At 68.1% G+C, this 20,964-nt stretch carries 19 protein-coding genes; 7 read left to right on the top strand and 12 right to left on the bottom strand.

Annotated features, from left to right (window positions below; translation table 11 throughout):
* Window positions 1-43 precede the first annotated feature (43 nt).
* From D0T12_RS15045 to D0T12_RS15035, 3 genes are read left to right on the top strand one after another with little or no spacing between them, the layout of a single operon-like run.
* Complete coding sequence (locus D0T12_RS15045) at window positions 44-1,180, top strand: glycosyltransferase family 4 protein (protein ID WP_199487463.1); 1,137 nt, start codon at window positions 44-46, stop codon at window positions 1,178-1,180.
* The gene (locus D0T12_RS15040; protein ID WP_158581506.1) at window positions 1,159-2,451 is read left to right on the top strand and encodes an MFS transporter; all 1,293 of its coding nucleotides are present in this window, start codon (window positions 1,159-1,161) and stop codon (window positions 2,449-2,451) included. The genes D0T12_RS15045 and D0T12_RS15040 overlap by 22 nt, the downstream gene beginning before the upstream one ends.
* A 45-nt stretch (window positions 2,452-2,496) precedes the next feature.
* Entirely contained in the window at window positions 2,497-2,871 is a 375-nt protein-coding gene (locus tag D0T12_RS15035; protein WP_117400174.1) for a VOC family protein, read from the top strand.
* Window positions 2,872-2,905: 34 nt separating this feature from the next.
* On the opposite strand, the gene D0T12_RS15030 is transcribed toward D0T12_RS15035, so the two are convergent.
* From D0T12_RS15030 to thyA, 3 genes are read right to left on the bottom strand one after another with little or no spacing between them, the layout of a single operon-like run.
* Complete coding sequence (locus D0T12_RS15030; protein ID WP_117400173.1) at window positions 2,906-3,349, bottom strand: HIT family protein; 444 nt, start codon at window positions 3,347-3,349, stop codon at window positions 2,906-2,908.
* Window positions 3,346-3,870 (bottom strand): dihydrofolate reductase, encoded by a 525-nt coding sequence (locus D0T12_RS15025; RefSeq protein WP_117400172.1) that lies wholly within the window; start codon window positions 3,868-3,870, stop codon window positions 3,346-3,348. The genes D0T12_RS15030 and D0T12_RS15025 overlap by 4 nt, the downstream gene beginning before the upstream one ends.
* Window positions 3,867-4,763 carry a thymidylate synthase gene (gene thyA, locus D0T12_RS15020; RefSeq protein ID WP_117400171.1) on the bottom strand — a complete coding sequence of 299 codons (897 nt, stop codon included), beginning with the start codon at window positions 4,761-4,763 and terminating at the stop codon, window positions 3,867-3,869. Before thyA ends, D0T12_RS15025 begins: the two co-directional genes overlap by 4 nt.
* Window positions 4,764-4,942: 179 nt before the next feature.
* Here thyA and D0T12_RS15015 point away from each other — a divergent pair, with 179 nt between their 5' ends.
* Window positions 4,943-6,352 carry an adenylyltransferase/cytidyltransferase family protein gene (locus D0T12_RS15015; protein ID WP_117400170.1) on the top strand — a complete coding sequence of 470 codons (1,410 nt, stop codon included), beginning with the start codon at window positions 4,943-4,945 and terminating at the stop codon, window positions 6,350-6,352.
* Between the two features lie 9 nt (window positions 6,353-6,361).
* Here the strand turns inward: D0T12_RS15015 and D0T12_RS15010 are convergent, their stop codons facing one another.
* On the bottom strand, window positions 6,362-7,954 hold the full coding sequence (locus D0T12_RS15010; RefSeq protein ID WP_117400169.1) for a serine/threonine-protein kinase: 1,593 nt from the start codon (window positions 7,952-7,954) through the stop codon (window positions 6,362-6,364).
* Window positions 7,955-7,965: 11 nt separating this feature from the next.
* A complete protein-coding gene (locus D0T12_RS15005; RefSeq protein ID WP_117400168.1) occupies window positions 7,966-11,091 on the bottom strand; it encodes a type I restriction endonuclease subunit R in 3,126 nt (1,041 codons plus the stop codon).
* Between the two features lie 213 nt (window positions 11,092-11,304).
* On the opposite strand from D0T12_RS15005, the gene D0T12_RS15000 reads away from it, so the two are divergent.
* The gene (locus tag D0T12_RS15000) at window positions 11,305-13,746 is read left to right on the top strand and encodes an ATP-binding protein (protein ID WP_117400167.1); all 2,442 of its coding nucleotides are present in this window, start codon (window positions 11,305-11,307) and stop codon (window positions 13,744-13,746) included.
* Here D0T12_RS15000 and D0T12_RS14995 read toward each other — a convergent pair.
* The 3 genes from D0T12_RS14995 to D0T12_RS14985 are packed head-to-tail and all read right to left on the bottom strand — an operon-like array spanning window position 13,713 to window position 15,835.
* Entirely contained in the window at window positions 13,713-14,222 is a 510-nt protein-coding gene (locus D0T12_RS14995) for a GNAT family N-acetyltransferase (RefSeq protein WP_199487462.1), read from the bottom strand. The two genes, D0T12_RS15000 and D0T12_RS14995, sit on opposite strands and share 34 nt — an antisense overlap.
* Window positions 14,219-15,634: a phytanoyl-CoA dioxygenase family protein gene (locus tag D0T12_RS14990; protein WP_325050811.1), complete on the bottom strand. Its 1,416-nt coding sequence runs from the start codon at window positions 15,632-15,634 to the stop codon at window positions 14,219-14,221. The genes D0T12_RS14995 and D0T12_RS14990 overlap by 4 nt, the downstream gene beginning before the upstream one ends.
* A gap of 60 nt (window positions 15,635-15,694) precedes the next feature.
* Window positions 15,695-15,835, bottom strand: a complete 141-nt coding sequence (locus D0T12_RS14985; protein ID WP_233526068.1) for a hypothetical protein — start codon at window positions 15,833-15,835, stop codon at window positions 15,695-15,697.
* 834 nt (window positions 15,836-16,669) lie between these two features.
* On the opposite strand from D0T12_RS14985, the gene D0T12_RS14980 reads away from it, so the two are divergent.
* Window positions 16,670-16,909: a hypothetical protein gene (locus D0T12_RS14980; protein WP_117400163.1), complete on the top strand. Its 240-nt coding sequence runs from the start codon at window positions 16,670-16,672 to the stop codon at window positions 16,907-16,909.
* Between the two features lie 68 nt (window positions 16,910-16,977).
* Here D0T12_RS14980 and D0T12_RS14975 read toward each other — a convergent pair whose 3' ends face one another.
* The 3 genes from D0T12_RS14975 to D0T12_RS14965 are packed head-to-tail and all read right to left on the bottom strand — an operon-like array spanning window position 16,978 to window position 18,219.
* Window positions 16,978-17,184 (bottom strand): DUF397 domain-containing protein, encoded by a 207-nt coding sequence (locus D0T12_RS14975; RefSeq protein WP_117400162.1) that lies wholly within the window; start codon window positions 17,182-17,184, stop codon window positions 16,978-16,980.
* A gap of 19 nt (window positions 17,185-17,203) precedes the next feature.
* Window positions 17,204-17,410: a DUF397 domain-containing protein gene (locus D0T12_RS14970; RefSeq protein WP_117400161.1), complete on the bottom strand. Its 207-nt coding sequence runs from the start codon at window positions 17,408-17,410 to the stop codon at window positions 17,204-17,206.
* Window positions 17,407-18,219 carry a helix-turn-helix domain-containing protein gene (locus tag D0T12_RS14965; protein WP_117400160.1) on the bottom strand — a complete coding sequence of 271 codons (813 nt, stop codon included), beginning with the start codon at window positions 18,217-18,219 and terminating at the stop codon, window positions 17,407-17,409. The genes D0T12_RS14970 and D0T12_RS14965 overlap by 4 nt, the downstream gene beginning before the upstream one ends.
* A 155-nt stretch (window positions 18,220-18,374) precedes the next feature.
* On the opposite strand from D0T12_RS14965, the gene D0T12_RS34870 reads away from it, so the two are divergent.
* Window positions 18,375-18,590, top strand: coding sequence for a hypothetical protein (locus tag D0T12_RS34870; protein WP_147339518.1), 216 nt, complete (start codon window positions 18,375-18,377; stop codon window positions 18,588-18,590).
* Between the two features lie 227 nt (window positions 18,591-18,817).
* Here the strand turns inward: D0T12_RS34870 and D0T12_RS14960 are convergent, their stop codons facing one another.
* Complete coding sequence (locus D0T12_RS14960) at window positions 18,818-20,914, bottom strand: AIPR family protein (RefSeq protein WP_199487461.1); 2,097 nt, start codon at window positions 20,912-20,914, stop codon at window positions 18,818-18,820.
* Between the last annotated feature and the right edge of the window lie 50 nt (window positions 20,915-20,964).

Raw genomic sequence — 20,964 nt, 5'->3', positions numbered from 1 at the left:
GACTCTCGTGATGACCGGGCACTTTCCCCCGGAGCCCGGCGGTGTGCAGACGTTCACGTGGGAGTTGGTGCGGCGGCTGCCCGCCGACCGGCTGCTGGTGGTGGCGCCCGCCTGGCCCGGGGCGGCGCGGTTCGACGCCGGGCTGGAGTTCCCGGTCGTCCGGCGGCACTGCTACCTGCTGTTCCGGGGTCTGCGGCGACTCGCGGCACGGCACGGCGCCGAGGCGTGCTGGATTCCCGCCGTCGCGCCGTTCGCGATGTACGCGCCGCTGGTGCGGGCCGCGGGCGTGCGGCGGCTGATCGGCTCCACCCACGGCCAGGAGATCGGCTGGTTCCGGGCCTGGCCGACCCGGGCCGCGCTGCGCGCCGTCGCCCCGGCCTTCGACGCGCTCACCTTCCTCACCGCCCGCACGCGCGGCGAGATGGCGGCGGTCCTCGGCGACCGGACGCGGCTGGTGCAACTCGCCGGGGCCGTCGACCCGCTGCGGTTCCGTCCTGGCCTGGACGGCGGGGCGGTGCGGCGGCGGCACGGTCTCGGCCCTGGTCCGGTGGTCCTCAGCGTCTCCCGGCTCGTCCGCCGCAAGGGCCATGACCGGCTGCTGGACGCCTGGCCCGACGTCGTCCGGCGCCATCCCGAAGCCCGGCTGATGATCGTCGGGGACGGGCCCACACGCGCCCATCTCACCGACCGTGCGGCGCGGGAGGCGCCCGGCACGGTCACGATCACCGGCGCCGTCTCCGCCGCCGACCTGCCGCGCTACTACGCCGCCGCGGACGTGTTCGTCCTGCCGTGCCGGGACGAGCGGCGCGGCCTCCAGGTCGAGGGCCTCGGCCTGTCGGTGCTGGAGGCGTCGTCGGCGGGGCTGCCGGTCGTGGTCGGACGGTCCGGCGGCAGCCCCGAGTCCGTCCTCGACGGGCGCACCGGCCACCTCGTCGACGCGACACGCGCGGACGGGCTGGCGCGCGTCCTGAACGACCTGCTGGCAGACTCGGCTCGTGCCCGCCGCATGGGGGACGAGGGCCGCCGCTGGGTGCGCGAGACATGGTGCTGGGACCGGGCGGCCGCCCGGCTCGCCGCGCTGCTGCGCGGCGCTCCCGTCGACCCCCCGGACCGGCGGGACACGCGGTCTCAGGACGCGGTACGGGGGGTCGAACCCGCATGGGACTCAAGGAGCAACTGAACCGCCGCGACTTCCGGCGGCTCATGGTGGGCCAGACGGTCTCCTCTTTAGGAGACTGGATGGGGACGCTCGCCCTCATGTACTTCGTGCTGGAGCTGAGCGGATCCACGACGGCGGTGGGCGGCGTGCTGGTGCTGCGCCTGCTCCCGTCGGCGCTCGGCGCGCCGGTCGCCGCGCGGGTCGTCACCCGGTGGCGGCGCCGCACCGTCCTGCTGAACTCCGACCTGATCCGGGTCGGGATGGCGGTGGCCCTGCCCGTCCTGCCGTGGCTGTGGTGGGTGTACTTCTGGGCCTTCGCCATCGAGGTCGTCGGCCTGTGCTTCCTGCCCGCCCGGGACGCCGCCATCCCGTTCCTCATCGAGGACCGGGACGAGCGCAAGCACGGCGAGGAGCACGACACCGGCACGCTGGAGGTCGCCAACGGCATCACGATGGCGACGTCCTACGGCATGATCCCGGTGGGCGCGGGCGCGTTCGGGCTGCTGCTGTGGGCGTCGAACAACGCCGGGTGGGAGGGCCACTGGCGCTATGTCCTGGTGTTCTGGCTGAACGCGCTCACCTATCTCGTGTCGTACTTCGCGATCCGCTCCATTCCCGACCTCGGCCCGGCGCCGGGCGAGCGCTGGACGGCCGACAGCGACACGAAGCGACAGGGCGGATTCCTGGACGCGCTGCGGCTCCGCGTCGTCCGTGGCGTCCTGCCCGGGGTCGCGGTCGTCTCGCTCGGGCTGGGGGCGCTGTTCTCGCTCGGGGTGGTGTTCGTCCGGAACGTCCTGGACGCGAGCCCGGTCGGGTTCGGGGTGCTGGTGGCGCTGTTCGGCGTGGGCGCGCTGACCGGCCTGATCATCGTCCGGCGGGGCCGGTGGCGCCTGATGACGCAGATCAGGACGGCCACCGCGCTCCAGGGCGCGACGATCACCATGATGGGCGCGGTCGCCTCGATCACCTGGTCGTTCGTCGGCGCGGTCGTGTTCGGCGGGGCCGCCACCGCCGCGCTCGTCGGCGGGATCACGTACCTGCAGGAGAGCCTGGAGGGGTATCCCCGCAACCTGGCGCTGACGGCGTTCCACGCCGTCCTGCGGTTCGGTCTGGCGCTCGCCGCGCTGCTGTCGGGCGCCGCGGCCGACCTGCTCGAACGGTGGGACGTGAGCCCGCTCGGGATGGTCCCGGCCCGCCTGGTGCTGGCCCTGTCCGGTCTGGTGGTGATCGCCGGGACGTTCCTGATCCGCGCCCCCGCCCCGGACTCTGATCGCGGTCAGAAGTCGGCCTGACCTGGGAAGAAGTGCAATGTCCGCCCCGTGGGATAGAAGGATCCCATGGACTTCAAACTGGAACTGGTGACCATCCCCGTCTCCGACGTGGACCGCTCGATCGCCTTCTACACCGAGAAGATCGGTTTCAACCTCGACCACGACCACCGGGTCAACGAGAATCTCCGATTCGTCCAGCTGACGCCGCCCGGGTCGGCGTGTTCCGTCGCCTTCGGGACGGGGCTGGAGGACGCCATGGTCCCCGGCTCCCACCAGGGGCTGCAACTCGTCGTCGAGGACGCCGACGCCGCCCGCGCCGAACTCGTCGCCCGCGGCGCCGAGGTCAGCGAGGTGCAGGACTTCCCGTGGGGACGCTTCGTCTTCTTCAAGGACCCGGACGGCAACGGCTGGAACGTCCAGGAACTTTCACACCGCTCCTGAACGACGCGCGCACGCGCCCGCGTCTCACCTGCCGTCAGACCGCGGAACTGAACCTCATGCGGACCGGCGACTCGGCCGCCGTGGCCGGGTCGCCCACGAGCAGATGCACGTGTAGGTGCCGGATCGTGCCGCCGGTGCGTTCGCAGCGGCCGTTGCGGACGCCGATCCCGTAACTGTCGAGGCCGTACTTCTCGCGTGCGAAGAGCAGCGCGTCGAAGAAGCCCGTCCGAGCCTCGTCGGAGAGGTCGGCCATGTCCGTGACGTGCTCGGTGGGGATGAGGAGCAGGTGCAGGCTCGTGCCCTGGTACGGGAAGTCGTTGGGCGCGATCGTCCATGACCCGCCGCGCCAGACGGGCTCCAGCCCGGAATGCTCGTCGAGCCCGTCCGGGCAGAACAGGCAGACTCCTCGCCGCTCCAGGTCCTGCATGCGGAGCAGTTGCTCCTCGGTGCGGTGGTTCTCCAGGCAGTAGAGGCTCACGAGCCGATCCTGCGATAGGTGATGATCGAGAACGGGACCTCGCTCGTCTCGCCGCTCTCGTCGTCGCGTTCGACCTCCGTGAACCCGTCGAGCCAGCCCGCGGGCATGCTGACGTCCCCCTCATAGTCCCGACGCACCCGGGTCAGCACGATGCGCTCCGTGTGGGGAAGCACCGCCTCGAACACGGCCCGGCCGCCGATGGCGAACACCTCCCCGCCCCCGAGCCGCCGCGCCACGTCGAGCGCCTCCTCCATGGACGACGCCCAGTGCGGATTCCCCTCCGGGCCCGCGCCGCTCGCCGCACCGCCCACCGACCGGCTCACGACCACCGACGTCCGCCCCGGAAGCGGCCCGCCCAACCGCCGCACGATCGAGTCGTGGGTGCGCCGCCCCATGAGAACGGTGTGACCCATCGTCAGCCGTTTGAAATGCCGCAGGTCCGCGGGGATGTGCCAGGGAAGTTCTCCCCGCACCCCGATGACGTCGTTCTCCGCCGCCGCGACGACGATCGTGACCGTCATGTCGCCACCGGAATCCGGGAAATCGCCGGATGCGGATCGTAGTCGGCCACCTCGAAATGTTCCGCCCGGAAGTCGTGGATGTCGCCGACTTTCTTCCCCTCGGCGTTCAACGTCACGGTCGGAAGCCGCCGCGGCTCCCGCTCCCTGAGCAGTTCCACGCTCTCCCACTGGTCCTCGTAGATGTGGGCGTCGGAAATCGTGTGGTAGTAGTGCGACGCCTCGACCCCGGTGAGGTGCCCCAGCATCAGCGTCAGCGCCGCGTACTGCACCATGTTCGACGGGACGCCGACAGGGACGTCCCCCGACCGCTGGAACATGTGCAGATGCAGCCCGCCGCCGAGCACGCGCACATGAACCCACCCGTGGCAGGGCGCGATCGTCGAGCCGCTGACCTTCCCTCTCCCCCGCGTCTGATACTGCGGAATCCACGGCGAGACGAAATGCGTCCGAAGGTCCGGCAGATCGCTGATCTGCTCGACCAGATGCTCGAACTGGTCGAACCCGCCCCCCTCCCCCGTCGGGAAGTCATGAAAGGCCCCGCCATAGGACCCCGGCCCGAGATCGCCGGGCGGAAGACCCCGCGAGGACGTCTTCTTCTCGGTCGCCCAGGGCCCCCACCAGTCGCAGCCGAACTCGGCGAGCTCGTCCAGCGTGCGCGCGCCGTTGATGAAAGCACACAGCTCACCGATCGGCTTCCGCCAGAAACTCCCCATATTCCTATCCGGAATGAGCGGGAACCCGTTGGACAGATCATAGGAAAGCGTCTGCTGCATCAACGTGAACGCCTTGGGCCCCTGCCGGGTGGGAACCGGAATACCCTCATTCGAGATACGCCTCAGCAGATCCCGATACTGCGAATCGGGCGTCCGTTGCTCCACGGGCTTGTACGACATGGGGTTCACTTTCGCGCGACTACCAGGGCTCCGGCGAGCCGGACTGCCGAGGCTACCACCGGCGCGACCACCGCCCGGGCGGCACCCACCGGGCCGCGCCGCAGGCCGGACGGCCGCCCCCGCGCACGCCAAGCGCTACGATGACACCGGTAGGCGCGCTACCAAGGTAAGGGACGACATTGTTCTACGAGGGACTGTTCGACGACGCGTCCAGCTTCGATCAGCGCTTCGTCACCGACGAGACGCGGCTGCGCGAGATCGTCTCGGCACTTCGCACCCTCGGGCAGAAGATCGTTCTTACCAGCGGCTCGTTCGACATTCTCCACGAAGGCCATTCCCGCTATCTCGAAGCGGCACGCGGATTCGGCAATTTCCTCATCGTCGGCGTCGACAGCGACGCCAAGGTCCAGGCCAGAAAGGGACGCCACCGTCCGGCCGTGCCGGAGATGGAACGCCTGCGCATGGTCACCCACCAGCGCGGAGTCGGCCTCGTCACCCTGAAAAGGGAGACCGACCCCAAATGGCACCTCATCAAACTCGTCCGCCCCGACATCCTCGTCGCGACCGCCGAGACCTACACCACCGAGGAGATCGCCGAACTGGAGGCGAAGTACTGCGGCCGGGTCGAGGTCCTGGAACGCATGTCGACGGTGAGCACGTCCGCCCGCCTGCGCCGCATCCAGCTGGGCGCCATCGACTCCCCCGCCGCGCGCCCCCACGCCCCCGACAACCGCGACAAGCAGATCCTCCTCTACCTCCCCGTCCTGACGTCGGCCTTCGAGTCTTTCCTCGACCGCCACAACGACGCCTCCGAAATCCTGATCCTGGGCCGCGGTTTCGCGGACGATTTCCCCGTCATCCGCAAGGACATCCGCGCCCTCGACCCGGACCGCGCCGCCGACTATCTCCGCCATTCCCGCCCCTCGACCGTCGTCACCGTCGTCGAGCCCGCGGACCTGCCGAACGCCGTCCACGCCGACGAGCTCACCGTCCCCGACGACGCACTCATGCGCGACGTGGTCGAGGCCCACGACCTCGCGGCCCGCACCAAGGTCACCTTCGACCCGGTGTTCCTCTTCTGGGACCGCGAATGGAGCCGCGCCGCACGCCCCGCCGGCTACGACGGCGCCGTCACCGCCGACGAACTCGCCCGCGAATACACGGCACTGGCCCAGGCCCTGTCGTCCCGCAGCTCCGACTGGTGGCGCCGGGTCGGCGCCGTCATCGTCGGCGAGAACGGCGTGATCGACGAGGCGTGGAACCACCACCTCCCCACCGAGTACGCCCCCTACATCGACGGCGACCCGCGCAACAACTTCCAGCGCGGCGACCGCGCCGACCTCTCCACGGCCATCCACGCCGAGGCGTCCCTCATCGGCCGCGCCGCCCGCAGGGGCGTCTCCCTCGAAGGCACGGACCTCTACGTCACCACGTTCCCGTGCCCGTCCTGCGCCCGCCTCATCGCCGAGTCCGGCATCCGCCGCTGCTTCTTCACCGGCCCCTACTCCGTCCTGGAGGGCGACCAGGTCCTCCGCTCCGCCGGAGTGGAACTCATCTGGGTCGACACCACCACCCCACCCACCCCCTGACCCGCTTTCCTAGGACGCGGGATCACCGAGCAGCCGAACCAACCGGGCAAGGTAGGCGTCCAGTTCAGCGAGCATGGTCTCGGCGTCGTCCGGCCGGTACCGGCGGATGGCCTCTCGCATGCCTGCCGCGGCGTCCATCACCAGGTCCCGCCGCCTGCCCGCCGCGTGGAGGCGCATGAGCGCCGCGAGAGCATCGAGGTGACGCTCGACGGCCTGCTCATCGGATGGGTCGAAGGTCGCCGCCGCCACGTCACGGAACGCCTCGACGGCACCACTGACATCCCCACTCTTGTCCCGACATTGCGCCAGGTAGTAATGGGCAAGGTGCACGTCGGGATCGTCCGGGCCGTACTGTTCGACCAGGTGGGCGCTCACTTCGCCGAACAAGGCGGCGGCCTCGGTGTGCTGTCCGGCGACGAACTTGGCGGTGGCGAGCTTGAACGACAACTCGTTCCGGAGCGCGGGCTCCGCCACGCGCTCTCGCGCCTCCTCCAGGACGTCGAAGGCCTCCACGAAGAGGTTCCGGTGGAGCAACGCCTCCGCCCGTTCGCCGATCTCGTCGATCGCCCGCTCGGACAGATCCTGTGCCGGGGCCGGTGCCGACGGCGGAGCCGGGGTGGCGGCGCGTGGACGGCGTACGCGGCTTCCCAGCGGACGGACGAACGGTAAGCACGGGTCCAGGTCGGCGATGTCGGCGGGCATGCCCGGCCCGACGGGACGCGACGCGAACGGCAACAGCCGTTCGTACACCTCGGCGGCATCGGGCCGGGCGTCGGGTTCCTTGGCCAACATCCCGCGCAGAAGAGATTCGATCTCCTCGGGCACGTCAGGCCGCGCGTCCCGGACGCGGGGCGGCGCGGAGTGCACGTGGTGCCACTGATGCGACCGTGACGCCGACTCGGCGAACGGAGGCCGCCCGGTGAGCACCTCGTACAGGACGCACGCGAGCGCGTACACATCCGACGTCGGCCCGATCGTGTTGCCCAGTGCCTGCTCCGGCGACATGTAGGGCGGTGTGCCGACGGTCGTCCCGACCTGGGTGAGACGTGGGTTGTCACCGGACCCGAGCAGGGACGCGACGCCGAAGTCCAGCACCTTCACGATTCCGCCGGGTGTCAGCATGAGGTTGGACGGCTTGACGTCCCGGTGGACGACGTCGTGCCGGTGCACCTCGTCCAGCACGGACGCGATCTGCGCGCCGATCGCCGCCGCCCTCGCGACGGGCAGCGGGGCGGCCTCGTGGTCCGTCTCGTCGATGAGGGTCTGGAGTTCGCGGCCGTGCAGGAACTGCATGGCGACGAACAGCCGCCCCTCCGGCCGGTCGACTCCCGCGTCGTACACGGCGGGGATCCCGAGATGTTCGATCGCCGCGGTCGTCCGGACCTCGCGCAGGAAGCGTTTCCGGCGGACCTCCAGCGTCTCGGCCCGTGGCCACAGCTGCGACGGACGCTCGTCGAGCATCATCTTGATGACGACGCGGCGCCCGCCGAGACGCTCGTCGTAGGCCTCCCAGACTTCGCCCATGCCACCCGCGCCCAGCGGGCCGCGCAGCCGGTACCGGCCGGCGACGACCCGTCCGACCGGCTCGTCGGCGTCTCCCATGAGAGGCAACGCTACTCGGGACGGGACGGACGAGTCCGGCGAATCTCGGCGGCGCGTTGGACGGCGGCACGCCGCTCCGCCTCCCGCCGTACCGGTCTGCGGATCATGGCGTACGCCTGCTCCTTGGCGACCTGCTTGAACAACCGGTTGACGTTCTCGTCGTCGAAGTAGCGGACGAGCAGCTCATCGTTGGACGCCGCCTGGTCGATCATGATGCGGTCGGCGTCCTTGTCGACCTCCCGCTCGAACACCTCGCGGGAGTTGTTCAGCGCGATGGCGGCGAGCTGCGGGTCCTCCGCGATCGCGAGCGCGAACTGCCCAACAATGATCTTGTCGGCGGAGGAGAGGCTCGCGCCGTACTCGTCGTTGATCCGGTCGATCAGCTCGGCGAGAGACAGCTCGTCCGGGTCGGCGGGCGGCCCCGTCGCGCCGCCGAGGAGCCCGGACACCTCCTGGTCGCCGTCCGTCCTGAGCCGCAGCGCGGCCTGGTCCCTCTTTTCGATCCGTAGGTGGCTCGGTTCGACCTCGCCGACGTCCACGGCCGCCTCCTGCCCGCGCGGCGGCAGCTTGTTCAGCAGGAACCGGCCGTACTGGTACAGAAGTTCGAGGTCGTCGTCGTTGTAGCCGATCACCTGGGACAGCCATGCGTAGGACCGGACGAAGCCAAGCAGCGCGCCCCGGAACGCCTCGGCCTTGTCGGGTTCCTCCGCGGTGAGCGCGACGAAGCGGTCCACGGCCGGTTCCAGCCACCGGTACAGCTTCCCGTGCGCCTTGATCAGCTCACGTTCGTCGACGGCCTTGGCGCGTTCGGCGGTCAGCGCCTCGAAGAACCGTCGCATCTCCGATTCGGCGATCAGCCGGTAGGCGTGCACCTCCCGCTCCATGGTGTACAGCAGGTCGGGGTCGGTCGGCTCGCTGATCGTCGTCTCGTAGAACGGCTGGAACGCCTCCAGGATGTCCTCGGCCCGGTTCGCGAAGTCCATTACGAAGAGGTCTTCCTGGGCCTTGCCGGGGTGCGTGCGGTTGAGCCTCGACAGTGTCTGGACGGCCGCGACGTCCGCGAGCGGCTTCGCGACGTACATCGTCGTGAGGAGCGGCTGGTCGAAGCCCGTCTGGTACTTCTCGGCGGCAACGAGGATGCGGTACTCCTGTTTGGGGACCACACCGGCGCGTTTGTCGTCGGCCTTCGTGTAGGCGAATCGCGCTGGAAGTTCCCTGTCGGGGAACCCGTTCAGTTTTGCCTCCGTGTATTCGGGGCCGTCGTCCTCCAGCCGCAGTGCTCCCGAGAACGCGATGAGGGTGCCGCAGTCGGTGAACCCTCGCTCGTCCACGTACGTCCGGATCGCCTGGTAGAGCTGGAGCGCGTCGGCGCGCAGCGGCGTCACCACCATCGCCTTGGCGCGCCCGCCGATGCGCGGGGCGGTGTGCTCGCGGAAATGATCCACGATGATCTTCGCGCGGAGCGCGCTGCTCGCCTCCGACCAGATCGCCCGCCGGACGACCTGCGCCTTCGCCTTGCGCGGGTCGACCATCCGCTCGGCCTCGTCGGCGGCGGCCTCCGACAGCTTGAAGAACGTGTCGTAGGTGACGTAGTTGGCCAGGACGTCCAGGATGAAGCCCTCGTCGATCGCCTGCCGCATCGAGTAGACGTGAACCGGCTCGTTCTTGCCCTTCTCGGAGTTGTAGCGGCCGAACAGGTCGAGGGTCTTCTTCTTCGGCGTCGCGGTGAACGCGAACACCGACAGGTTCGGCTGACGGCCGCGCGCCAGCGCCGCCGAGGTCAGCGGGTCGCCGTACTCGTCCACCGTCCGTGACCCGAGCGCCCGCTTCAGTGCCGCGTTGTCCTCCCCGCCCTGCGAGGAGTGCGCCTCGTCCACGATGATCGCGTACTTGCGCTTGGCCAGGTCGCGCACCTTGTCCAGCACGAACGGGAACTTCTGCTGGGTGGTGATCACGATGCGGGCACGCGCGCCGGTGAGCGCCTCGGCGAGCTGGGCGGAGTCCTTCTCGATCCGCTCGACCACGCCTTGGACCTGTTCGAACTGGTAGATGGTGTCCTGAAGTTGCTTGTCCAGGACGAGCCGGTCGGTGAGCACGATGACCTTGTCGAAGACCGGTTCGTTCCGGAGGTCGTGCAACGTGGACAGCCGGTGCGCCAGCCACGCGATGGTATTGGACTTCCCCGACCCGGCCGAATGCTCGATCAGGTAGTTCTCCCCGGCGCCTTTCTCCCTGGCGTCGGCGATGAGTTCCTTGACCGCGTGCCATTGGTGGAACCGGGGGAAGATGAGCGGTTGGGTGTGCGCCGCGAACGGTTTGAAGGACGGCGCCTTCCCCGCCTTGGCGTCCGCGTCCTCCACGTGGAGGTACTGCTGGAGAAGTTCCAGGAAGGCGTCACGCTGGAGCACCTGCTCCCACAGGTACGACGTCCGGTAGCCCGTCTCGCCGCCACTCGGGTTGCCCGCCGACCCCGACTTCCCCGGCCCGTTGGACCCCTGGTTGAAGGGAAGGAACCGTGTTCCGCTCCCCGCGAGACGCGTTGTGAGGAACACGAGGTCGGTGTCCACCGCGAAATGGACGAGGGTCCTGCGGGCGAAGAACAGGGCCTTCGGGTCGCGGTCACGGTACTGCTTCTTCGCGTCGGCGACCGTCTGTCCTGTCGCCGGGTTCTTCAGTTCGGCGGACGCCACCGGGATCCCGTTGACGAAGAAGGCCAGGTCCACGGAATTGGCCGGTTCCTCCGCCGAGTAATGCAGCTGCCGCGTCACCGTCAGCCGGTTCGCGTTGTAGTCGTCGAGCGCCCCAGCGGCCAGGGTGTGCGCGGGCCTGAAGGAGGCGAGCCGGAACCGGATGCCCTTGTCCTTCACGCCCGTCCGCAGCACGTCCAGAGCACCCCGGGCGTCGATCTCCTTGGCCACGAGCCGCGCGAACGACCGTGCCGGGTCCTCCCCGTGGGCGTCGCGCAGTCGCTCCCATTCCCGCGCCTGGGTCCGCCCGAGGAACACCGCGAGCTCGGCGGTGTCGAGCGCCAGTTCCCGGTTGTAGTTCGGTGGTTCGCCCGGCGCCCATCCGTGCGCGATCAACGCACTCTCGACGGCGTCCTCGAACGTCCTCTCTCCGTACACCTTCGCGCCCACGACCCCACCTCATCGCCACCGCCCAGGGAACCCGATCCGCCCATGGCACAGCGAGTGTGAGCTCCCCGCCCAGAGCTTTCATATTGTTAGCAACGTAAACACATCCTCTTTGATGCATCGGCCAAGCTGGCCTCAACCGGCCTGATCGGTTCCGCTTCCGGGTAGGTGGGGTGACACGTAGGGTGAAGGGGCCGCAAGCGGAGGGGTGATCGCATGCCTCAAGGCCAGCTCGGTGACGCCGGCGACGGGACGCGTTCCACCATGTCGGGACGTGCCGGGGATGTCGTCCAGGCCCGCGACATCAGTGGCGACATCCACTTCCACTACGGCCGCGGCACGCACGCGCCGCCGTGGCAGTTGCCGCGCGGCGTGCGGGTCTTCGTCAACCGGCTCGCCGACCAGGAACGGCTGGACGAGCTGATCACCGCCCGACGAGACGGCCGGGACACCGGCACCGTCGCCTACCTGATCGCCGGAACGGCCGGGGTGGGGAAGACCTCACTCGCCCTGCACTGGGCGCACCGGATCCGCGACGAGTTCCCGGACGGGCAGCTCTACGTCGACCTCAGGGGATACGACCCGGGCGTTCCGGTGACACCGGGCCAGGCGCTGGAACGGTTCCTCATCGCGCTCGGCGTTCCCGCCTCGGCCGTCCCGAACGACGTGGAGGCCAAGTCCAGCCTGTACCGCTCGATCCTCGCCGACCGGAGAACGCTCGTCATCTTGGACAACGCGGGGACGGCGGCGCAGGTGAGGCCGCTCATCCCCGGCACAGGGCCCAGCCTGGCGATCGTGACGAGCCGGGGCAGGTTGTCGGGGCTGCTCGTCCGTGACGGCGCGCAGCGGACAATTCTCGGCACGCTCACCGAGGACGAGTCCGTGGAACTGCTCACCAAGACGACGGCGGGTTACAGGTCCGGCGACGACCCCGCTGACCTCGCCGAGTTGGCACGGTTGTGCGCCCACCTTCCGCTCGCACTGCGCATCGCCGCGGAACGGGCGGCGGCCCGGCCCGGCATGCCGCTCAGCGAGCTGATCGCTGACTTGCGCGACGAGTCGTCCCTCTGGGACGCGCTGTCCACGGGCGACGAGGACGACGCGGACGCGGTCCGGACGGTCTTTGCCTGGTCGTACCGCGCGTTACCGGACAACGCCGCCCGGCTCTTCTGCCTCCTCGGGCTGCATCCCGGCGGCGAGTTCGGCGAGACGGCCGCGAGGGCGCTGGCGGGCCCCGAGGACGATCGGGTGCGCACCTCCCTCGACGTCCTCGTCGGCGCCTACCTGCTGGAGAACGGGGGATCCGGCCGCTACCGCTTCCATGACCTGCTGCGCGCCTACGCGGTCGACCGAGCCCGGTCCGAGATCACGCAGGAAGAGCAACTGGCGGCCGTGGAACGGGTGTGCTCCTGGTACCTGCACTGCGCCTACCAATGCGTGCTCTCACTCGCCCATGACACGACGCTCCTGTTCACCGTCGAGCCGTCTCCGGACGTTCCCGGGCCGCCATTCGCGGGCCGGGAGCAGGCCGCCCGCTGGTACGAGGAGGAACGGACGAACCTGGCCGGGGCGGTGCGCGCCGCGACCGAGACCGGACGGCTGGAGCTGGCCTGGAAGCTCGCGGTGGTCCTGGAACGGCTCTACGCGACCTACAACCACTGCCAGGACTGGTGGGACACGTCGCTGGTGGGTCTGGACGCCGCGCGGGCGCTCGACCACCGGGAGGCGGAGGCCGCCCTGTGCGATGGGCTCGGGCGGCTCTGCCGCATGACGTTGCAGCTCGACGAGGCGGCCCACTACCACCGCAGGGCGATTGCGATCCACCGCGAGCGGGGCGACCGGCTCAGCACAGTGAAGGTGCTCAACGGCCTCGGCTGGGTCGACCTGTTCGCGCACCGTCCGGATCAGGCGCGCGCTGAACTGGAGGAGGCCCTGTCGATCGTCGAGGGCCTGGACCATCCGCGCTGGTCCGCGATCGTCCGCTACAGCCTCGGCTACGCCTTTCTCCAGTTGGACCGTCCGGACGACGCGCATGACCTTCTGACGAAGTCCCTGGCCACCTTCCGTGAGCTGAACGACCGGTTGTACGAGTCGATGGTCCTCACCGGGCTCAGCCTGTTGCGGCGCCGGCGCGGCGAGCCGTCGGAGGCCCTGTCCGCGGCGGCGGAGGCGGTGACGATCGCCCGGGAGATGGACAATCCGCTGTGGGAGGGAACGGCGCTGCTCTACCTGGGCAAGGCGCAGTCGGCGGCCGGGCTGCCGTCGGAGGCGCTCGTCTCCACCCAACGCGCCGCCGTGATCTTCCGCCGGGACGGGGATCCGAGCCGGGAGGCGATGGCACTGGACGGGACGGGACGGGCCTACCGGGCGCTCGGCAGACCGTCGGAGGCCGCCGACTTCCACCGACGCGCCGCCGCGGTCCACCGGCAGGTCGGCGACCGGTGGAAGCGGGCCAAGAGCCTCGCCCACCTCGCCGACGCGCTGACGGCGGCGCAGCGGGCGGGCGGAGACGGCGGCGACGAGGCGGCACCGCTCCGGCGGGAGGCGCTGGAGCTGCTCGACGGCTTCGACGACGTCAGGTCCGCCGCGCTGAAGGCCGAGATCATCGCCGCCGGGGGGACGGATCAGGGGCCGCGTTCGTCACGCAGCAGCGAGTAGATCACCTGGTCGTGCCTGCGACCTTCCCGCCACTGGGCCGCGCGCAGCACACCCTCCTCGGTGAAACCCACCCGGGTGAGCATCCGCCGGGAGGGGGTGTTGGCGACGTCGGCGATCGCCTGCACCCGCCAGGCGAGGGTGTGGTCGAACAGGTACCGGGTGAGCAGGATCATGCTCCTCGTACCGACGCCGCGCCGCCGTTCCTCCGCCAGGATGTGCAGCGCCACCTCCCAGCACCAGGACGTGTCGGGCGGCCCCCATTCGCGACGGAACCAGAAGACGCTTCCGACGACCCTGCCGTCGGCGGTGACGGTCAGGCGACCGCCGCGCGGTCCAAGCGCCCCCATCTCCGCGAGGCTCCGCCCGGGCGGGCTGAAACCGAACCACTGGTGCTCCCCGGAGGCGTCCGGGGAGCCGTAGGCGTGGTCGAACACGGGCAGGTCGGCCGCTTCGAGTGGACGCAGCGCGACGTTCACCACTGGAATTCGCCGAGCAGTTCGCGGGTCTCGGCGTCACCGGTCCGCGCGAGTTCCGCCGTCAGCGACCGTTCGGCGGGCACCCCGCGCCCGGTGTCGGCCCGCAGCCAGGACGGGACGTAGCCGAGCAGCAGCAGCCGCCGGTATCCGGCGTCCGCGCTGGACGGCACCGTCCGATGCCACAGGCCCGCGTGGATGAGGACGGCGTCACCCGGCTCGAAGAACAGTTCCACCTGGCCCGGCCGGTCGCTCTGGTCGCCGAGCGGAAGCCGCACGTCGCCGCCGCGATGCGAGCCGGGCAGCAGGCACAGGGCGCCCTCCCGCTCGGTGACGTGGTCCAGATAGATCAGGCAGTGGATCTGGTGTGGATGGCTGAACAGGGCGGGCATCGGGTCGGGGATCACCGGCAGATGGGCGTGCCAGGGCACCGCCACATCGGAGCGCCCGGCGAAGTTCAGCCGCGCCTCCAGGTCGATCCAGACCTGTGGCCCGAGGAGCGTCCTCGCGATGGACAGCGCCGGTTCGAGGCGGATCAGGGGGTGGAACACCGCGTCCTTGTCCAGCAACGACCGGATGTAGATGGACTTGCCCGGAAGGCTTTCCGCCTCGGGTCGTTCGGCCTCCGCCTCCGCGAGCTTGAGCACGGCGTCCGCGAGGGTGTCACTCGTCGCCCGGTCCAGGAGGTTCCGGCGGACGAGGTAACCCGTTCGCACGAGAGCGTCCAGTTCGTCGGGCGTGGCCGTGGTCGTGACAGTTCGTCGGGGATAGCCCGCCCCCTGGTCGCTGAGCACGAACTCGGTGCTCACGACATCGTCGTCGACCTTCCGCGCGCCCGCCGCTCCTGTGGCCGCGGACCCGCCGGACGCCGGTAACCGGCGGGGCACCGCGAGTTCCTCGCTACGGATCATGGACAGCAGGTCGGCGAGCGGGAAGGACCGGGCGTGGAACTCGTGCCATGCGGTCCTGGCCTCCCGCAGCCGTTCCGGGTCGTCGTTGCGGTTGAGGTACAGCAGCCGACCTTCCTTGTCGTAGGAGAGGTCGATGACGATCTCGTCGTCGAAAAGCCAGGTATCGGTGTACGTGACGTCGGGAACGTCCTCGCGGAAAATGAACCGGACGTCCTCACCGGCCGCGCCGTTGATCGCGTAATACCAGTCGATCTCGAACTGAAGGTATGGCGTCAGCGTATGGTCGATGATGTGGACCCGGCCCATGTACCCGCCGGCGGCGACGCGTTCCCGGATGTTCCGCGCCCATTCCGCATTGCGATCAGGCGGAAGCGGCTTTCCGGTCAGATAGTCCTCGAAGTGTTCGCGCTCCTCGTCCACGGTGTAGACGTCGAGGGTCTCGATTCGGGTCGCCGACGACGTGAATTCCGTGAAGAGTCGGCCGAACTGCTCTGAGTTGAGAATAATGAGGGCACTCCTGAAATTTCGCCGGGGACGCCCGTTTCCGGACGTCCACCTCGTCGATCACTCCGAGGCGAGGGCCCGTTCCAGGATGTAGCGCGGGATTTCCACGGCGTTCTCACCGGGCGGCAGCGTGAGCTGCGCCTTCTCTCCGTCGACGGCGAAACCCTGAACGACGATCGTTCCGTTCTCGGTTTCGTACACCGCGGGACACGGCCCGTTACCGCAGCCAGACCCACCGATCAACCTGAGTTCCATGACGTGGACCCTTACCTCGTCGATGCCATCGATCTCCGTTCTATATCGACCCCTGTGGAGCGTCAACCGATTGGCGGGGATGGGTCTCTCCGACCCTCTCAAGATTCACACGCTCCAAAGGAGGCAAACAGGAGCTCAGGCAACGAAACCAGGCCACCAAGATGATCATTGCACATGAGGAGCATATGGGCCACAACTCAACTTAATGGCCTCAGGTCCCCCAACTGCCCCCCATCCCGCCTTCCGTACGCGCTCCGGCACGGTTCCGGCAGGCATCGACGGGACTTCACATTTACGCCACCGGTCACTGACGGTCGGTGACGAAGACATCGCCGAGAGACCATGGCCGGAAACGTCGGGAGCCAAGGCATACGATCGAACGCCATGGCGATAACCAATGGATAATTCGGCTTCGCCGCCATCGAGCCGTGTCCCGCCGACGGAACGTCCCGCCCCGGCCTGCGTCGCCCCGCCCGTCACGACTCCGGCGGCCCGCACCGGTCGTGACCGACATCGGCCCAAGTCATGACCGATTTCCGTCCGGCTTCGGTCCGGGAGCGTGGACGGTTGAGAACTCATACGGAATGCTCAACCTTGCGATGCCGCCGTCGTCCTGGAGGCAAGCAGCGTGGGTGGTAAGAGCGACCCCCCAGACTGCGAGCACTGCAACGGAACGGGCAAGTCCACCTATGAGCGACCGCATAAGGAGAAGGACGGTTCGCTCACCTGGCGCAGGAGCGTCGAGAACTGCCACGTGTGCGGCGGAACAGGGAAGTGCCGATGAGGGACAAGCGTGAACGCTGCGGCAACCAGCCCTGCCGTTGGTGCGACCGAGACGATTGGGTATGCCGCTTCTGCCACGGCTCGGGCTGGTGGCGCCCCGAGAAGCCGCACCGGGACGGATCGGGCGAGATGACCTGGGTGCGGGTGGAGGAGCCGTGCCGCATGTGCGGCAACACCGGCAAGGAACACGACCCCCTGTCGGATCCGCTGCCCAATTCCCCCTCGCCCGCTGCGTAGCCGGGACGCGAACGGCCCCACGCCCGCACGGACGGGCATGAGGCCGCTGAAGCAACCGGACGACGCGCCTACCGGTCGAACCGCCCGGCCCGGATACCGTTCACAAGTTCCTCGAAGGCCGCACGCCCGACCGCCAGCACCGGCCCCTCCGGATCCTTCGAATCCCGAAAGGCCACCACCGACACCGCCCGACCAACCTCGACGCAGTTACCGCCCTCTTGGTCGCTGCACGAACTCTTACGCCAGTGGACAGACGACGGCTTGAACGTGCTCATGTGACCTCCCAGGTTGTGGCTACCGGTCGTACCGTCCTGCACGGATGTCCCGCGCCAACGCAGCGAAGGCCGCCCGCCCGAACGCCAGCTTGGGCCCTTCTGGATCCTTCGAGTCCCGGACGGCCACTTCCGAGTTCAACTCTGCCACTTCGATGCAGGTGCCACCGTCAGAACCACTCTTGGTGCTCTTGCGCCAGCGCAGGGGCGCCGAATCAAGCGTGCTCACGTATCCTCCATGATCGTCCGGATCAGGTCTTCGGACGCTTTCACCGGTAGTGCTGTCGACCCGATCAGATCGAAGACTACGGCAAGCCTCTGGACATCGCGCACTTCCGTCAGAATTTGCCCGAAACCACTCGCGCCATCAACGTAAGCGACGTCATGGGCTTGAGCAAAGGAGAGAAGCTGGAATCCACTCTCCTGAAATACCGGCGCGTCCGTTGGCACGATTTGGAGCGTGACGTTCGTGTAGCTCATCACCTCTAGCAATCGCTTGCATTGCCTCAGGCGAAATTCAGCTTGTATATCTCGAATAACCGCCTCGCGCATCATCACAAAGAGCCAAGGCGGGTCAGGCTTGCACAGGATAGCCTGGCGTTCCATCCGGATCGCCACCAACTCCTCCGCCCTATCCGCCTGAAACCCCGAACTGAACACGTAGCGCGCAAAATCCTCCGTTTGCACCAGACCTGTCACGAGCAACGGCTCGTAAACGCTAATCCGGCTAGCTTCTTTCTCTGCCTCGACGAGCGGCCGGACAGCACTAGGTATGAGACCGCTTTTTCGAGCCTCATCGTGCTTCTCCCAAAGACGATGGAATACGCCACCCAACTGGTAGTGGGCGTCAAGATCATTGGCGAGGCCCTCCGACGGAGGCTTCTCGAAGGTCTCGACCTTTGCGAGCCACTGAGGCGTGCAGCCCAGCGTTGCGGCGAGCTTGTTCCGGGAAAGGCCGTCCGCCTGACGCCTCGCGCGGAGTTCGTTGACGAAGGCTTCCTGGAAGGCGGAGGGGTTGGTGTCACGCGAGGGTGTCATCGGGTGTCTCCTGGGTGTCAGCCCGCAGGTTCGGGGGTGTCGCCTCACTTGGTCAGGGTGCTTATTGGGGAGTGATTGGTTCGTAGCTAAGAGTAACTCTTCCCTGCAAGGCTTGCCCGCCGTAAGTCAAACCGATTCGCAGGGGAACCTGACCCGTGAACGATCAAGAACGCATCCGACTTCAGGAGCAGTATCCGGCCTGGCACATTCGCCGACCGCCGTTGATGGACTGCTTCATGGCCACCCGCCTCGGCCGTCCACTGACCGACACAGAGCTGCGTTACGGCCTGTGCGCCACGCTCGTCGAGGACTCGTACGAGCTGCTCAGCGAGGCCCTCGCCGACCAGCGCAAGATGGAGGAGAACCTGTGATCCTCTCCTTGGCGATCGTCGGTCTGGGCATGCTCACCGGCTTCGCGGCCTGGATGCTGATCCTCTTCGTCGGCATGGCCGTCAGCAACGCCGGTTACGTGGGTAGGCACCGCTGATCTCCCGGAGCGGCTGCTGTACTCGGTGCCCATGCCTTTCCCCCTGGCAGCGGTACCGAAGTCCCCCAAAGGTCAGCAGCCGCTCCGGGTTCACAGAAAGCCCGGGAACGATCAATTCTCTTCGTTCCGAGTGAAGATCTCAAGGGCAAGGTCCCAGAGCGATCTTCCATCCAGCCACCATCGCTTCGGTCCCTGCACCGAGACGGGGGCGCGTTCGTAATCCGCCAGCTCCCAGATACGCATGACCAAGCCGGTCGGCGTATAAAGCTCCCCGTCATAGGCCCACAGCAGGCACTTACGGCGATCGTTCACCCACCTGGCCCTCTCCCTGCGTGGATCTGCTTCCAGCCAGGGTCTGACCGCCTGCATTTCGCCGTCGCCCTCCGGCAGGTACACCAGTGGCGTGCCGTCGTCCAACCGTCCGGCGCTGACGAGGGTGGGCACCGTGTTCGGACGGCGCTGCGCACGCACCCGCCGTTGAGGTGGTCGATAGTCGTCCCGAAGGCTCGGAACGGTTCCACCGCGCCGCACGTCTTCGAGGATCAGCTTCGCGAGGTGCTTGCATCTGGTCTCGTCCGTGAACGTCGTGGAGAGGAACGAGTTCTCCCCGTACTGGGCGTCCACATGGTGGATGAGCCACGAGAGCACCTCGTCAGTCATGTCGGGGATGCTCGCCGACATGGCCTCTTCGTCGAAGTCGTGTTCGTCGATCTCCTCCAGGTCGAGGAGCTGGAAGACGAGATGCGTGATGAGAAGGTCGCCGCGGCGCGCCATGTCAGCGGCCCGCCCACGCAATTCCTTGTGCTTGACACCCAGCGACACCCCGACGGCACCCCGGGCCTGAACGAGACGCCAGATCCGGTAGGCCGTCGGCGTCTCACCGAACAGCCGCGGGTACGCCCCGCTGGAACCGCGTTCCCAGAGAGTCCCTGTTCCGTGGCTGGCCCTGACCGCCAACTCAGGGGACCGGTGAGCACAGGCGAGGGCGATCGCCGCGTGCTCGACCGAGCATCCGGCATTGGGCGACGGGTCCGGCTCGCCGCGCTTGAAGACGTAGGTCTTCCCCAGCGACAGCAAGAAGTCCTCGCGAATCACCGCCTGCGTGGCGTCCAGGGCGATGAAGTCACGTTGCGAGACGTCGTTCTGAGTGTTCGTCGTCTCCGTGATCCGCTTCGCATAGTCCGCGCGGTCCTCTCCCAAGGAGAACGCCCGGACCGTGACATCAGCCTCGTCCACCCTTTCGGCGTCCTGCTGCATCGCCTCGTGGATGGCGGAGACGGTCTGCGCCCCGTTGACCACGCTGACGCCCTTCAGCTTCAGCTCGACGGGCTCGTCCGGCCGACGCCGACCAGGCCAATGGGGCTCGATGCTGTCACACAGAATCGTGATGCCGTTGTTGAAATACCAGAAGTTCTCGGGCTCGTTGAGCAAGGTCTCCTTGATACCGCTATTGATGCGGGTCAACCCGAGGGACTTGCGAACGTTCTGCTCGTACAGCCCATCCCCGTGTTCGCTGAACCAGCGCGCCACATCCCGAACCGCGACAGTCCCCTGCCACGCCTCGAAGGGCGTGTCACGCCTGATCCATCCTGACATCGCAACTTCGACATCGATGGGAGAGGGAACCAAGTCCTGCCGCACTTGCTGATGGAATTCGGCCTCCCCGATCACCCGATAGTCGAGGATCGTCCCGCCGTTATTGAACTCTGCCCGAGTACGGTCGAGAACGGCCCTTACCGCGTCCGAGAGAACATCCGGGCCCATGACCGCGATGACGAGAACAATCCGCAACCGCGCGTCCCCCATCGCCGCATCAAGCAGCCCCTTGAAGGGGTCTAACCTGGCGTTGAAGGTGTCCTCGAACTCCCGCCGCTCGATCAGCCGCAGGCCCTCGATGAACTTCAGGGTCTCCCCCAGGTCGATCTTCCCCTTGCCCGCGTCACTCCATTTGGCCTGGACGAGCCAGACCTCACGGGAACTCTCGTCCACCGCAACGGCGTCGATGCCCTGATCGTTCTCCCCGTCGATCACGGCCCGCCCGGCCGCCTCATGGTCACACTTGGTCACCCGGCGAACCGCCGAGGCCGCCAACGCCCGAGACAAAAATCGCTGCTCCCAACCGCTCCCCTGATACCCCTTCAGATCCTCCTCATAAATCAGTCCCGCATAGTCCCGCAGCAAGGCCTTCCGCACATGCTGCACCTGCATCGGAATCCGAAACCCACCCTGCCCCGACCCCATCCCAGCCCCTCCCGGCC

Origin of the sequence: Actinomadura spongiicola, from assembly GCF_003432485.1 — a bacterium.
Lineage (GTDB): Bacteria > Actinomycetota > Actinomycetes > Streptosporangiales > Streptosporangiaceae > Spirillospora > Spirillospora spongiicola.
This window is presented reverse-complemented; position numbering and strand designations above follow the sequence as displayed.

Bases quoted from the DNA above. Each gene is read 5' to 3' on its own strand.
- D0T12_RS15040 (WP_158581506.1), top strand. From the start codon at position 1,159: ATGGGACTCAAGGAGCAACTGAACCGCCGCGACTTCCGGCGGCTCATG.
- D0T12_RS15035 (WP_117400174.1), top strand. From the start codon at position 2,497: ATGGACTTCAAACTGGAACTGGTGACCATCCCCGTCTCCGACGTGGAC.
- D0T12_RS15025 (WP_117400172.1), bottom strand. From the start codon at position 3,870: ATGACGGTCACGATCGTCGTCGCGGCGGCGGAGAACGACGTCATCGGG.
- thyA (WP_117400171.1), bottom strand. From the start codon at position 4,763: ATGTCGTACAAGCCCGTGGAGCAACGGACGCCCGATTCGCAGTATCGG.
- D0T12_RS15010 (WP_117400169.1), bottom strand. From the start codon at position 7,954: ATGGGAGACGCCGACGAGCCGGTCGGACGGGTCGTCGCCGGCCGGTAC.
- D0T12_RS15000 (WP_117400167.1), top strand. From the start codon at position 11,305: ATGCCTCAAGGCCAGCTCGGTGACGCCGGCGACGGGACGCGTTCCACC.
- D0T12_RS14980 (WP_117400163.1), top strand. From the start codon at position 16,670: ATGAGGGACAAGCGTGAACGCTGCGGCAACCAGCCCTGCCGTTGGTGC.
- D0T12_RS14975 (WP_117400162.1), bottom strand. From the start codon at position 17,184: ATGAGCACGTTCAAGCCGTCGTCTGTCCACTGGCGTAAGAGTTCGTGC.
- D0T12_RS14965 (WP_117400160.1), bottom strand. From the start codon at position 18,219: ATGACACCCTCGCGTGACACCAACCCCTCCGCCTTCCAGGAAGCCTTC.
- D0T12_RS14960 (WP_199487461.1), bottom strand. From the start codon at position 20,914: ATGCAGGTGCAGCATGTGCGGAAGGCCTTGCTGCGGGACTATGCGGGA.